The 13160-nt window shown below is 62.6% G+C and carries 12 protein-coding genes and 1 tRNA gene; 9 read left to right on the plus strand and 4 right to left on the minus strand.

Translation table 11 applies throughout. The annotated features are described in order from the left end of the window. The first annotated feature begins 343 nt into the window (after nt 1–343). From ACFQ4G_RS21315 to ACFQ4G_RS21340, 6 genes are all read left to right on the plus strand, one after another. Nucleotides 344–1258 (plus strand): DUF6602 domain-containing protein, encoded by a 915-nt coding sequence (locus tag ACFQ4G_RS21315; RefSeq protein WP_238209059.1) that lies wholly within the window; start codon nt 344–346, stop codon nt 1256–1258. A gap of 343 nt (nt 1259–1601) precedes the next feature. Next, nucleotides 1602–4379 (plus strand): xanthine dehydrogenase family protein molybdopterin-binding subunit, encoded by a 2778-nt coding sequence (locus ACFQ4G_RS21320; RefSeq protein ID WP_238209060.1) that lies wholly within the window; start codon nt 1602–1604, stop codon nt 4377–4379. Continuing rightward, a complete protein-coding gene (locus ACFQ4G_RS21325) occupies nt 4376–4891 on the plus strand; it encodes a (2Fe-2S)-binding protein (RefSeq protein ID WP_238209061.1) in 516 nt (171 codons plus the stop codon). Before ACFQ4G_RS21320 ends, ACFQ4G_RS21325 begins: the two co-directional genes overlap by 4 nt. Nucleotides 4892–5007: 116 nt before the next feature. Further along, the gene (locus ACFQ4G_RS21330) at nt 5008–5655 is read left to right on the plus strand and encodes an Isoquinoline 1-oxidoreductase subunit (RefSeq protein ID WP_238209062.1); all 648 of its coding nucleotides are present in this window, start codon (nt 5008–5010) and stop codon (nt 5653–5655) included. A gap of 264 nt (nt 5656–5919) precedes the next feature. After that, a tRNA-Gln gene (locus ACFQ4G_RS21335) sits at nt 5920–5993 on the plus strand. A gap of 109 nt (nt 5994–6102) precedes the next feature. Then, a complete protein-coding gene (locus tag ACFQ4G_RS21340; protein WP_238209063.1) occupies nt 6103–6834 on the plus strand; it encodes a DUF6538 domain-containing protein in 732 nt (243 codons plus the stop codon). Here the strand turns inward: ACFQ4G_RS21340 and ACFQ4G_RS21345 are convergent. Then, on the minus strand, nt 6829–7641 hold the full coding sequence (locus ACFQ4G_RS21345) for an IS5 family transposase (RefSeq protein WP_238209064.1): 813 nt from the start codon (nt 7639–7641) through the stop codon (nt 6829–6831). The genes ACFQ4G_RS21340 and ACFQ4G_RS21345 overlap by 6 nt on opposite strands. On the opposite strand from ACFQ4G_RS21345, the gene ACFQ4G_RS21350 reads away from it, so the two are divergent. Continuing rightward, nucleotides 7640–8779: a site-specific integrase gene (locus ACFQ4G_RS21350; RefSeq protein ID WP_238209065.1), complete on the plus strand. Its 1140-nt coding sequence runs from the start codon at nt 7640–7642 to the stop codon at nt 8777–8779. The genes ACFQ4G_RS21345 and ACFQ4G_RS21350 overlap by 2 nt on opposite strands. Nucleotides 8780–8825: 46 nt before the next feature. Here ACFQ4G_RS21350 and ACFQ4G_RS21355 read toward each other — a convergent pair whose 3' ends face one another. Both ACFQ4G_RS21355 and ACFQ4G_RS21360 read right to left on the minus strand, forming a co-directional pair. Beyond that, nucleotides 8826–9305 carry a hypothetical protein gene (locus ACFQ4G_RS21355; protein WP_238209066.1) on the minus strand — a complete coding sequence of 160 codons (480 nt, stop codon included), beginning with the start codon at nt 9303–9305 and terminating at the stop codon, nt 8826–8828. 50 nt (nt 9306–9355) lie between these two features. Continuing rightward, a complete protein-coding gene (locus ACFQ4G_RS21360; RefSeq protein WP_238209067.1) occupies nt 9356–9616 on the minus strand; it encodes a helix-turn-helix domain-containing protein in 261 nt (86 codons plus the stop codon). A 104-nt stretch (nt 9617–9720) separates the two neighbouring features. Between ACFQ4G_RS21360 and ACFQ4G_RS21365 the strand changes: the two genes are divergently transcribed. After that, entirely contained in the window at nt 9721–10971 is a 1251-nt protein-coding gene (locus ACFQ4G_RS21365) for an MBL fold metallo-hydrolase (RefSeq protein WP_238209068.1), read from the plus strand. Further along, nucleotides 10968–12008, plus strand: a complete 1041-nt coding sequence (locus ACFQ4G_RS21370) for a hypothetical protein (RefSeq protein ID WP_238209069.1) — start codon at nt 10968–10970, stop codon at nt 12006–12008. The genes ACFQ4G_RS21365 and ACFQ4G_RS21370 overlap by 4 nt, the downstream gene beginning before the upstream one ends. A gap of 209 nt (nt 12009–12217) precedes the next feature. On the opposite strand, the gene ACFQ4G_RS21375 is transcribed toward ACFQ4G_RS21370, so the two are convergent. After that, nucleotides 12218–13160, minus strand: a 943-nt coding sequence (locus ACFQ4G_RS21375) for an ATP-binding protein (protein ID WP_379041054.1), incomplete at its 5' end; no start/stop codon positions are given.

A 13160-nucleotide genomic window follows, 5' to 3' on the forward strand; every position in this document is an offset into this window, starting at 1 on the left:
TGATCCAAGCCTCGCATCTGACTTCCCCGTCCGCTGCCGGAACGGAGTGAATCATGCCAAGCCCCCTCACGCCACGGACTTCTTCAACACCCTGCTAGAGGGCAAAGGCTGATGTTTGATGCCGTCTGCTCTCGACGCAAGTGGGTAGCTCATGAGCCATTTAGGCATTTTTTAGGAGCAGAATTTAATTGTGCTTTTGATAGAAAGGAAGCACCAAAGAAGACGTTAAATCAAATTTACAAGTCAAAATCCTAAAATTAATTCGCCGCTCGAAATAATTCGAAATTTGTCCGCCACATGCCGAGCAGAAATGTGCTTAGCGTGAATTTATAAGGTGATCAGAATGCGTGATGTCAGCAACGATGCTACGAAGGAAGCGGCAAAGGGCCATCAGGTTCGCAGCTTCTTTAAGATCGAGGCTCAAACGCTTCGAGAGCGTTACCGTGTGATCGAAACTCTGCTGCCTAATGCAAATACTAGAGGAGCAGCTCATCGCGGCGAGGAGGGGCGTTTTATCGAGTCGCTATTGCGAGCTTTTCTCAACAAGCATCTTCCGTCGAATCTACAGGCAGTATCTGGTTTTATTCTTTGTCCTTCGACAAAAACGGGGGTTTCCAATACAGAACGTGTATTAAATGAAATAGATCGACATTCTACTCAAGTCGACATAATAATTTATGACTTCGATGCCTACCCTACCTATGAGCGCTATGAAGAATTCTGCATTGTACCTCCTGAAGGCGTAGTTGGTCTTATTTCAGTTAAAAAGACACTTCGCATGCGCGATTTAAAGGAAGAATTGGCAGCTCTCCGGAATATCGCGGCACTCTGTGCTGAGCGCGACCGCCGTGGTCCTTGCACAGCAATATTCGGATTCTCGACCAATGAGAAAAGCCAAGCGACGCTTAACAAAAAAATATTTTCGGAAATAGAGTCCGCATACGAAGGTGGCTGCGATTTTGATTCTATGATAAATGAGATATCAGTAATGGGAAATAGTTGTGTGTTCAAGGTACGTAGCACTGATTCAAGCGAAAACAAAGCTCGATACGTCGGAGTCGACTGCAAACTAGAGAATCACATACCACTACAGCGTTTAATCCAAACTATATTATCCGTATATTATGACAGAAGCCGCGGATCCACACGCGATCGGCCCGGATTTGTATCATTTGAAAAGAGCACATTTAAAAACTCGCCTGACCTGGGCGAAATCAGATACGACAGTCTACAACGATACAATTCAAGCAGCAAATAGATATTAAGCTGCTCTTTGCCAGTTCATGCCATAAATTAATGGCTGCTTTGCCAAACATCAGATCAAAAACGGTCTGTCGCAAAACTACCCCGCCTGAGATCCCGATCGTCGAAAGCTCACCCCCCAACCACCCACACAGCCGTCACCAGCCACAACACCCCGCCTCACAACCGCCGATCACCTTAAGAGCCCATCAATCAATATGGCCTACCGAGGGAACTAATCACCAAATATTCGAGCGCCTTCGTCGCGGCCGGCTCCCACAGCTCGGGCTGCGGTTCCCTGCTGCGAGTACGAGACGTTTCGCCGGCCGTCGTGCCGGAGCCGACCCAGAGGTAGACACATGCGGGCGTCGCGCCGGGAATTCATGACGTGGATGTCCGCCGGTGGCATCTCCCTCAGCATGACCCGCCTGGGACAGGCGCAGAGTGTCGGGTTCGACGCGCGCGAGACGCTGCCCGGACGCGCCCGGTGGAACCCCGCCATCGGCGGCCTCGGCCGGATCGACGGCGAGCCCAAGGTCACGGGCGCGAAGCTCTACGCTTCGGATTTTCGCGCGGCCGACATGCCGGGATGGCCGGACAAGACGGCGCATGCGCTCCTCGTGCGGGCGCCGGACGCGTCGCACGTCTATCTCGGTCTCGACCTCGCGCGCCTGAGCGGCGCGATGAAGCCGACCCTCGTCGTCACCGCATCCGACATCGCGACGATCGGCCTCCAGGTCCCGGACTTCTACGCCGGCGACCTGTTCTGCCCGGTCGGCCGCACGCCGTTCTATCTCGGCCAGCCCGTGGCGATGCTGATCTTCGACGGGTTCGACGCCTACGACCAGGCGCGGGTGGCCGTGCGGGACGGGACCTTCGTGCGGTTCGGCGAGGAGACCGGCCCGATCGAGGCCGAGAATTACGGCGCCTTCCGCTTCACCCGCGTCGCCGGGCCGACGCCGGAATCGCCCGACCTCTACTCGCCGGTCCTGGCCGGCTGGGTGAAGCCGGGGCGGGTGCAGCATTCGCCGCTCCCGGTCTGGGAGCCCTATGCCAGGGAGACCTCCGATCCCTACGGCAAGGCGGCCCGCTACGGAGAGACGATCCGCGCCGGACTGGCCGGCGCCAACGCCGACCTCCTGGTCCTCGACCGGCATTTCGAGACGCAGTCGGTCGATCCGATGTTCCTCGAACCGGAGGCCGGCCTCGCCTGGCACGACGGCAGGACCGGCACCCTAGAACTGGTGCTCGGCGTCCAGTCGCCCTTCGATGCGTCGGAGGCCATCGCCTTCCTCCTCGCCAAGGCGAAGGCGCCGTTCAAGCCGAAGCGGATCAAGGCCGATTTCGCCTATATGGGCGGCGGCTTCGGCGGGCGCGACCACACGCCCTTCATGCTCTACGTCACCCTGGCCGGGCTGTTCTTCACCGGCCGTCCGGTGCGCCTCGCCCATGACCGGTTCCAGCAATTCCAGGGCGGCATCAAGCGCCACGCCTTCAAGATGCATTCGCGCATCGGGGTCGACCGCAGGACGGCCAGGATCACGGCCTTCGCCGCCGACCACGTCCTCGATGGCGGCGGGCTCGCGAACTTCTCGCCGAACGTCGCCACGGTGGCCGCCACGGCGGCGATCGGCATCTACGACATCCCGAAGGTCGACATCACCACGGTGGCACTCCACAGCCGCGGCGTCACCGCGGGCTCGATGCGCGGCTACGGCACGGTGCAGACGCTGACGGCGCTGGAGACACTGGTCGACGAGGTCGCCGCGGCGCTGCCCCTCGATCCGATCGCGTTCCGGCGCCGCAACGCGCTGCCGCCGGACGGCCGCACCATGACGGGCAACCGCTACACCGTCTCCGTGCGCACGATGGAGATCCTGGACAAGCTCGAAACCCATCCGATCTGGGCGGCGCGTGCGGCCGAGAAGGCGCGGCCGAGGCGCGAGGGAATCCTCGTCGGCACGGGCGTCGCGGTCGCCACCAAGGATTACGGCACCGGCGCGGATTGCTCCCTCGGCCGGGTCGAGATCGATGCCGAGGGCGGGATCTCGATCACCTCCGACCAGCCCGAGATGGGCAACGGCATGGGCACGGCCCTGGCGAGCCGCGTCGCCGCCCATCTCGGCGGCATGGCCGAGGAGATCTCGCTGGCGCGGGTGGGCGTGTTCGGCGAGCTCGCCCTCGTCACCTCCGGCAATTCCTACACGATGGACCAGAAGACCCAGGATGCCGCCGAGCGGAACAGCCGCTGGGTGCCGGCGATCAGCGCGGCCACCGCCGCCTCGAACGGCGCCCATGTGGGCACCCATTCCACCAGCGAGGCCGCCCGCGTGGTCTTCCGCTTCGGATTGTGGCCGGCCGCCCTCGCGCTCTGGTCGATCGCCCCCGCCGATCACCGGGCCGAGCAATGGGCCCAGGCCACCTGGCGGGACGGGAACCTGCATTTCGCCGACCTGCCGCCGCTCTCCCTGAAGGCCCTGGCCGCCAAGGCCCATGCGAGCCGCCTCGTCACCGGCGCCACCACCCATTGCTTCTCGCGGTGGGCCTGGGCGAAGGCGACCTTCCCGGTCCAGGGCCACCGCTACGCGGCCGAGATCGACGCGCTCGCCATCCGCAGGGGCGGCGGCCCGTTCGAGCGGGTCGCGCGCGTCGCCGTCTCGTTCCCGCCCACCGGCAACAACCGCATCGGCACCACCTACGGCGCGGCCTGCGGCACCTTGGTCCGCGTCGAGATCGAGCGGACGAGCGGGGCGATCACGATCGCCAGGGCCTACACGATCCTCGAATGCGGCAACGCCCTGGTGCCGGAGGTGGTGAAGGGCCAGGCCCAGGGCGGCTTCGCCATGGGCGTCGGCTACGCCCTGCTCGAGACCCTGCCGCCCTTCGAGGACGGCCCGGGCAACGGCCGCTGGAACCTCGGCCAATACGTCGTGGCGCGCGGCTCGGACCTGCCGCTCCACGATTTCGAGGTGGAGATGCTTCCGCCGCTGACCCCGGACGAGGCGCCCAAGGGCATCGCCGAGGTGGTGATGATCCCCGTCGTGCCGGCCCTCCTCAACGCCATCTTCGACGCCACCGGGCACCGTTTCCAGTCGCTGCCGGTCAGCCCCAGCATGCTCAAGGGAGCCCTCGCGTGACGCGCTTCTCCATCACCATCAACGGGGAGGCGCATGGCCCCGTGGACCTGCGCGACGACCTGTCGATGAACGACTACCTGCGCGAACATCTCGGGATGACCGGCACCAAGTTCGGCTGCGGCGCGGGCCAGTGCCTGAGCTGCGCGATCATCGTCGACGAACCCGACGGGACGAGCCGCACCAGCCCCACCTGCATCGTGCCGGCGGTGAACTTCGACGGCATGGCCATCCGCACCGTCGAGGGTCACGCCAAGGGAGACGAGCTCACCACCCTGCAGAAGGCCTTCATCGAGCATTTCGCCTTCCAGTGCGGCTATTGCACCGCCGGCTTCCTCAACGAGGGGCAGGTCCTGCTGGAGCGCCTGGAGCGGAGCCCGGTGGCGCGCGCCGAGCTCGAGACCACCATCGCCGAGGCCCTCGACGGGCATCTCTGCCGCTGTACCGGCTACATCAAGTATCACGAGGCCGTCCGCTCCGTGATCCTGGCCGAGCCGCAACGCTACCTCGCCTGATCAGGCTCGCATTGGCAAGCCAACGCGTCACCTCGCTCAGGTCCTCGACGTGTCGCGGGTTCCGGAACGCAAAACCGGTGACCACTTTCGCTGAACCTGCCTAGGATCTCCCGGACATGATCGCCTCCCTCCGGAACGGCATCCTCGCCTCGGCCGCCATCCTGGCGATGGGCGGCTTGGCAATGGGAAGCCTGGCGATGGGCGTCCTCGCCGGCCACGCGGCCGAGACGGCGCCGGCGGGCCGCCTCGCCCCGCCGCAGAGCTTCGCCGGCATCGCCGACACGACGGCGCGCTCGGCCGCCTTGTTCACCGAACTCGGCAAGGTCCTCACCAACCCGCGCTGCGTCAATTGCCATCCGGCGAGCGACCGGCCGCGCCAGGGCGACACGAGCCGGCCGCACCAGCCGCCGGTGACGCGGGGCGCCGACGGGATGGGCTCGGACAGCCTGCGCTGCCCGACCTGCCACCAGGACAGAAACTACGATCCCGGCCGGGTGCCCGGCCATCCGGGATGGCACCTCGCCCCCCGCGAGATGGCCTGGGAGGGCAAGTCGCTCGCGGAGATCTGCACCCAGATCAAGGACCCCGACCGCAACGGCCAGCGCAAGCTCGACGACCTGATCGAGCATATCGGCAAGGACGGCCTCGTCGGCTGGGCCTGGGCTCCGGGCGCCGGCCGGACACCCGCTCCCGGCACCCAGGCGGAGGCGGGCGCCCTCGTCGCCGCATGGGTCGAGAGCGGAGCGGCCTGTCCGGCCCCCTGACGGGGAATGCGGGATCGACGATCCAGTATGGAAGACGATAGCGCCCCGCAATCCTGCACGAAACGCCCCGCAATCCGGTACGAAGCGCCCCGCGATCCGGCGATTTGCGGCCCCTCGATCCGGTATCGAAATCCTCTCGATCCGGGTGGTTGACCGGGGCCGCGCAGTGCCTTATGCGGACAACCTCTATCGGAAGCGCTCACGCAGCTTCCGGCCCAGAACGAGGATCGCCGGCAAAAACGCCTGCATCTTCAACGGGTTCGTTGGGGGATAGTTTAACGGTAGAACAGTGGACTCTGACTCCTCTAGTCGAGGTTCGAATCCTCGTCCCCCAGCCACTGTCATAACTAAGCATCTCAGCCACCTCAGTTTTTCGCTCAGCCGCCCTGCGGGTTGAGCCTGTTGCTACAATCCGCTGCTACAAGCCCCTGGGGGTGGAGAAGCGGAGTGGCATCTCTTCCAAACGTCGTGCTACGCGGCTGCACCTATCATTTTAGGCGAAGCATACCGGTAGACATCCGCGATCGCCTCGGTCGTCGCGAACTCATCACCAGCCTACGCACGAGCGATTTTCGTACTGCAAAGCTCGCTGCTTGTCGTTTATACGTCGCATCCGAAAACCTTTTCGTGGATGTGCGCACAACCCCAATGCTGACAGATATCCAGCTCGCGGCCTTGGTGCAGGATTTCTACAGCCGCATCATTGAGCAGGATGACGTCGCCCGCCGCGCGGGCCGCATGATCTCGCCTGACGCTCGCAGGGTACGAGCCAACTATTTCGCGACCGTCGCTACCAACACAAGGGACGCACTGGCGTGCAATCGCCTCGACGAGGCAGGATTCCTCACAGAGAGCACTCTGACCAACGTTGGGATCATGCCATCGGCTCTGACACCGACCGATCTCGCACAAGCCAAACAGGCGATCTTGCGAGCTGGTGTCGATGTCGCGGAAGCGCTGAAAGCGCGCTACGAGGGCGACTTTAACTTCGAGCCTAATGACAAATTGCTCAAGCTTCAATTAACGAAGTTAGAAGCAGACCATCCGGCACCGACAGCTTCATGTACCCCTGTACCGAAAACACCTATAGGAACAGTGCCGTGCAGCTCGTCCAAACGCTTCCTTAGCATTGTCGGAGAAGCATTCCGCGTATCTCAGAGTCCGTCCGATAAGTCATGACGCTCGGCCCAGCCTTCGGACGAGGATCATGACGGCGGCGGCGTAGAGGAAGGCCTGGGCTGAGGCGAGGGTCGCTTCCGGGTCTTTCCAGAGGCGGCGGTTGCGGCTGATCCAGCCGAAGAAGCGTTCCACCACCCATCGGCGCGGATGCACCGCGAAGCCGACTTGATCCTTGGGTTTGCGCACGATGTCGACGGTGATGCTCGTGGCGGTCGCGGGCCTATCGCCGGCATAGCCCGCATCGGCAAAGGCCTTGATGATGAACGGAAAAGTCCGCCGCGATAGGCGCAGCACCGGCCCGGCCCCATCGCGATCCTGGATGCTGGCGGGCTGCGGATCGAGGACGAGGGCGCGTCCGTCCGTATCGACCAGGGCCTGACGCTTGCGTCCCTTGATCTTTTTTCCCGCATCATAGCCGCGCGGCCCGCCGCTCTCGGTGGTCTTCACGCTCTGGCTGTCGAGCACCGCAGCCGTAGGCGAAGCCTCTCGTCCGACCCGCTCACGGTCGGCCATGACGAGCGTGTGGTTGACCCGGGCAAACAAACCCTCATCACGCCAGCGGCTGAAATAGCCGAACGTCGTGCTGCGCGGAGGCATGTCCTTCGGGATCAGACGCCACGCGATCCCACCGCGCAGCACGTAGAAGATCGCGTTCCAGATCTCGCGTATCGTCCAGACAGGCGGACGACCGCATGGGGCCGGCTCCGGCATCAGCGGCGCGATCACGGCCCATTCCGCATCCGTCAGATCGGTTTCGTAGCGAAGGCTGGCACGGCTATGCTGCCGGCGAGTGGTCGGGGTCCACATGGCATTTCCAGATCAGGCTTCAGCACCCTTCTGGAATCACCGCCATCCCGGCCACTCAACCCCAACCAGACGTTATCGGACGGGCTCTCAGGTAGCGAATGGTGGCTGGGATAATCAGACTGCAAGTCAGGCAGGCGCTACATATCGCCTATTCATTGATATCTGCGGCGATCTTTCACTAAGTGAATATACCCGCCAACATGCCGGTCGATTCAAGGATCTCGTCGAACGTCTACCGAGCGACTATGGCAAATCAGCCAAGTACAGGGGATTGGATGTCAACGCGATCCTTGCGGCTTATGCTGCTCTTCCCGTCAACGAACGTGCATCGGTCATCACACAAAAAACGGTGAAGCGGCACTTTTCAGCTCTCTCGACGCTTTGGCTGGCAGGCATCGCCCGAGGCGATGCGAAAGAGAATGTTTTCTCGGGTTTCAAATTTGCCCCAGGGCGAATTGCGAGTGAGCAACGTTGTATGTGGGAGCGCGTGGATCTTGCAGATCTATTCTCTTCTCCCGTCTGGACCGGCTGTCAGTCAAAGATATCTCGCGCCAAACCAGGTCCCACGATCATCCGTGACGAGAAATTCTGGCTGCCACTTATCGCAGTGTTCTCTGGCCTTCGTCAGGAAGAAATTTGCCAGCTCCACGTCGAAGATATTGGCCAAGAGCGAAATATCTGGTTCTTCGATATCAACAACCGGCCACCGCGCAAGCTCAAAAACACCACCGCAGTCCGCCGCGTTCCTATTCACACCGAGCTAATCAACCTCGGCTTTCTCAGCCATATTGATACGTTAAGACAGAACCGGACGGCACGAGTTTTTCCAGCGTTCCAGGCAGGGGGCTCTGACGATCGTTTGGCTCATGCCTTCGCGAAGTGGTTTCCCCGATACCGTCGGGACGTCGGAATAAAAAAAGAAGGACTCGTCTTTCATTCGTTCCGTCACACAGCCACAACGTTGATGCATCAGGCTGATGTATCATCGGCCGTCATTGATCATATCACAGGACATACGACACCTGGTGAAACCGCACGTTACACCAAACGGTCGACGCTAGAGCAGATGAAAGCAGCCATCGAGACGATTGACATCGACTTCAATCTCTCGGGGCTTTATCTGACACAGCCAAACTGAGCAAGCCTTTCTGAAATTTTAAGGTACACACAAGGCCGAGTCAATCTTATAGCTTGTCAGCGCTAGTATCTATTCCAAAATCGTCAAATAAATTGCCGTAGTCCTTCAGTGGAATAGAATGCTTTTCAACATGACCGGGCCACCAGGGAGGATAAGTTTTTGGTTTTTTAGGATCAGGCGGATACAAACGCCCCTGGAGAACTAAGCCAACACCAAGCTCTCCTGCAACTGAAAGTATAAGCCTTCTTGAACGCTCACATTTTCCGTCAACCCGGCTATTAAGCAGCATTAACGCCCTAACCCATAAATCCTCCTCGGCCTCGATCTCATCTAGGATTCGTTCCATGCTGCCAGAGTACCCATCCCATTGCATTGGGAAGGGAGGCGCCACCGGCGGAAGAAGGACATGGCCGTAGCCGTTCTGTAAAACGCCCTCTAGAACGTCGTCTGCTATAAGAAACCCAAACTCAGACGACTTAATTTTTCTTCTCAATTCGTCAATATAATCAGAGGATTCATTGCCCATATGACACCATAATACTCACTGCGGAAGATTAAAGACTATGTTATAGCGCATCATGACTTACGGCGCCCTCCTCGAAGCGGCGCTGGCGCGGACTCTCCGACAAGCGGCTGGACGAAGAACTCACTGAGTGGCACCGACAACGTTTCAGCTACTCGGTCGAGCAGATCCACCGTCGGATTTTCCGACTGTCGCTCCAAGCCACCAAGATAGGCGCGATCAATACCTGCATCTGCAGCCACTCGCTCCTGCGAAAGCCCCTGGGCAACGCGCACTCTCCGTAGATTCCACGCTATCAGCGCCCGCCCCTTCATATGGAGATCAGCGGGCAGCAGGGGCTATTAAACCACTGGCTATAGCCATACGATAAGGCTAAGCTCGGCACGACCGGGTTGTGGCGCGCAGAGTCAGGCAAGCAATGTTCGTCCGCATTCACCGCGGAGCGCAAGAGATCGGCGGCACTTGCGTGGAGTTGGCTCACGGAGGCGCCCGCATCCTCCTCGACCTTGGCCTTCCGCTCGACGGCGAACCGGACGATGCGTCGTGTCACCCAGCCGTGGACGGCTTGGCCGGCGGCGGCGATCTGAAGGCTCTCATCCTCTCACACGGCCACCGTGACCATGTCGGGTTGGCTCACCTCGCCGGATCAGACCTCCCCATCGTCATGGGTGCCGCGACAAAGGCGATCCTGACTGCCGCCGCGCCGTTCGTGCCAGGCGCTTACCTTCCGCCTTCCACCATCACGTTGGAGAGCGGCAAACCCCTCACCTTTGGCCCGTTCACGGTCACACCGATCCTCGTCGATCACTCGGCCTACGACGCCTACGCCCTTCTCGTCGAAGCTGGCAGGCAACGCCTGCTCTACTCGGGCGACTTCCGGGGACATGGGCGCAAGGCGGGCCTGTTCGAGCGCCTCGTCCGACATCCGCCGAAGAACGTCGACATCCTGCTGCTGGAAGGATCCAGCCTCGGCCGCCTCGACCCCGACCAGCACTTCCCGACAGAAGCCGACGTCGAGAACCGCTTCGTTTCGCTGATAGAGGATACCGCCGGCATAGCTCTCGTCGCGGCCTCCGCCCAGAACATCGACCGGATGGTCTCGCTTTACCGCGCCTGCAAACGCACCGAACGCACCCTCGTCATCGACCTCTACGCAGCGGAAGTCCTGCGAGCGACCGGCAACGCCAACATCCCGCAATCGGACTGGCCGGGCGTGGCTGTGTTCGTACCCCACTACCAACGGGTCCGGATCAAACAGACCGAGCGGTTCGACCTAATCGAAGCCCATGCGGCCAACCGCATTTTTCCGGACCAGCTTCGAGCCCTGGCCCCCCGTGCCGCCTATCTGTTCCGGCCAACCATGCTGCGAGACCTCGACCGGGCGGAGTGCCTATCCGGAGCGACTGCGATCTGGTCGCAGTGGGACGGCTACCTCGCCCAGGAACGGGGACTGATCTTACAGACGGATTTGGCCGAGCGCGGCATCCCGCTTGGCCACGCCCACACGTCGGGGCACGCGAGCATCCCGGATCTGAAGCGGCTCGCGGAGGCCGTCGCACCGCGCCGGATCGTGCCGATCCATACCTTTCACGCCGACCGCTTTCCTGAGCTGTTCGGCCCAAACGTCAGCATCAAACAGGATGGTCAGTGGTGGGAGATCGCAGCGTGAGTTCGTCGCCTTCGTCGTTCTACAGGGGCCTGAGCGAGTCCTACCTTGAGGCGCTGGAAGCTCTCACCAACCAGTCTGAGGGCAATTGGTGGCGTGACGTCCTGTCGAGACGCGACATCGTGATCGCAGTCCGCGCTGAGTACCTGAACGTCTACTACCGCGGAGCCTCCATCTTCCGCGTGGAGCGCGAGGGCGAGAAGCTCGTACCGATCACGCACGCCAAGTACCTAACCCGTCGTAAGCAGGGATCGGTCACCCTGGCCGCGGATGGAAGATTCGACATCGATCCCAATACCGCCCTCTGGCGCAGCTACGAGGGGCAAGCGACGTTACGGGAGATGATCCAGGCCGCGGACGCGCTTACCGGACCGGAGAAGATCGGGCTGCACAGCCTCCTCCTTGCCAGCCCCCACGTCATCGACGTTGAGATCGCGTTCGGCGCCATTGCCCCGCCGACAGCTGAAGACTCGCAGGATGGCCTTATCGCCGCCGCCGAGGAGGAAGCAGGCAAAGCACCCCAAGCGCCTTTATCACCAACCGCGGGGGGCACGGACCGGATCGACGTCGCGGCGTTGGAGGAGCAGGACGGGGAAGTCTGCATCGTCTTCCACGAGGCCAAGCACTTCGCCAACCCGGAACTCCGTGCCAGCGCCGGGGAGACGCCCCGAGTAGCCGAGCAGATTGACCGGTACCGGCGAACCCTCACGCATCATGCCGATGCGATCGGCCGGAGCTATCACGATGTCTGCCAGGCGCTTGCCCGTATCTACGCCATGCGCCAACGCGTGCAAACCGACACTACGGGCTCGGCCCCGCTTCATCCACTCATCTCCCGCGTTGCAAACAGCAGCACCCCGCCCACGGTCGACCCCGAGCCGCGTCTCGTTGTCTTCGGGTTCGACAAGGACCAACGCGACGGCACGATCTGGCAGGGACACCTCAAGCGGCTGACGGATACGAGCGGTGAGGGCTTCGGCCTGAAAGTTCACGCGGTCGGCAACACGCAAGGACGCCGGTCACCCGCTTTCACGGCTTAAGCGAACACGCGGTTCGAAACGCGGACGGCTGACGGATGTTGGGCGCCGCCAACATCCGTCTCTGACCCGAAGCGGAAGTTGAGAAGGTCCGCTTTTCGGCAGCTGACTGATGATCGTAGAGCCGGCCCGCCAGCAGCCCCGCGAGCCGCCGCCGCGCGTCGCGCTTCTCCGCCCTTCCTTCCCCCGCCACCAGCAACGCGTCTTTCCCTTCAGGCCAGCGAGCATTCCGAGTGGGCGTCTGCGCCCACGACCGAGCGGGCGAGGGCCGCGAGGTGCGGGTGGTGCGTGAAGAACAGCACTTGCGTCGAGGAGGCCAGCTCGGCCAGGACTCGGAAGCCGGCCTCGGAGCGCTCGTCGTCAAAGTTCACGAAGAGGTCGTCGGCGAGGAACGGCAGCCGGATGCCCGCCGCCACCGACTGCTCGGTCGCCGCCAGCCGCAACGCCAGGAATAGCTGGTCGCTCGTTCCCTCGCTCATCGCGCCGACCTCGACGACGGTCCGGCCGTCGTCCCGGATGCCGAGCAGTCGAGGCGCCGGTCCGTCCGCGTCCACCCGGAGCGCCGCGTAGTGTCCGACCGTTAGCGAGGAGAACAGCGCGCTGGCGCGCAGGAGCAGCGGATCTTGGTTCTCCTCGCGGTAGCGCTCAATGGCCCATCGCAGGGTCACGGCTTGGGCGCGCTTTAAGATGTAGTGTTCGGCCAGCGTCGCCAGCTCCGCCTTCGCCGCCTCCGCGTCGAAGGCGGCCCCGGCCGCCAGATCGCCGGCCTCCTGGAGCGTGGCGAACGCCCGTCGCGCGTCGCCCTGGGCGTCGGCCGCAGCGCACACCTCCGCGTTGAGACCTTCGAACTCGGCGTCGAGCGCGCGGGAACGGGCCGCGAGGGCATCCGGGTCGACCCCCTCGCTCGCAGCGAGCAGGTCTTCGAGCGGGTAGCCGTCGCCCTCGGCCACGATCGCCGCTTCGGCGGCCGCGACCGCCTCGCGCATTGCGCTCGCTTCGCGCGAGCGCGATATCGCCTCCTGCAGGCCGGCCGTTCCCGTGGCGCCGATCTCGGCGATGAGCGGCGCGATCGCCTGATGGGCCGCGTTCCGCCTCGCGGCCGCCGCGTCGACGTCGGCGGTGCGGGCGTCGAGCGTCTCCTGGAGCGAGGCGCGC

The organism is Methylobacterium marchantiae, assembly GCF_042679825.1.
Classification (GTDB): domain Bacteria; phylum Pseudomonadota; class Alphaproteobacteria; order Rhizobiales; family Beijerinckiaceae; genus Methylobacterium; species Methylobacterium marchantiae.

Bases quoted from the DNA above. Each gene is read 5' to 3' on its own strand.
- ACFQ4G_RS21315 (WP_238209059.1), top strand. From the start codon at position 344: ATGCGTGATGTCAGCAACGATGCTACGAAGGAAGCGGCAAAGGGCCAT.
- ACFQ4G_RS21320 (WP_238209060.1), top strand. From the start codon at position 1,602: ATGCGGGCGTCGCGCCGGGAATTCATGACGTGGATGTCCGCCGGTGGC.
- ACFQ4G_RS21330 (WP_238209062.1), top strand. From the start codon at position 5,008: ATGATCGCCTCCCTCCGGAACGGCATCCTCGCCTCGGCCGCCATCCTG.
- ACFQ4G_RS21350 (WP_238209065.1), top strand. From the start codon at position 7,640: ATGGCATTTCCAGATCAGGCTTCAGCACCCTTCTGGAATCACCGCCAT.
- ACFQ4G_RS21345 (WP_238209064.1), bottom strand. From the start codon at position 7,641: ATGTGGACCCCGACCACTCGCCGGCAGCATAGCCGTGCCAGCCTTCGC.
- ACFQ4G_RS21355 (WP_238209066.1), bottom strand. From the start codon at position 9,305: ATGGGCAATGAATCCTCTGATTATATTGACGAATTGAGAAGAAAAATT.
- ACFQ4G_RS21360 (WP_238209067.1), bottom strand. From the start codon at position 9,616: ATGAAGGGGCGGGCGCTGATAGCGTGGAATCTACGGAGAGTGCGCGTT.
- ACFQ4G_RS21365 (WP_238209068.1), top strand. From the start codon at position 9,721: ATGTTCGTCCGCATTCACCGCGGAGCGCAAGAGATCGGCGGCACTTGC.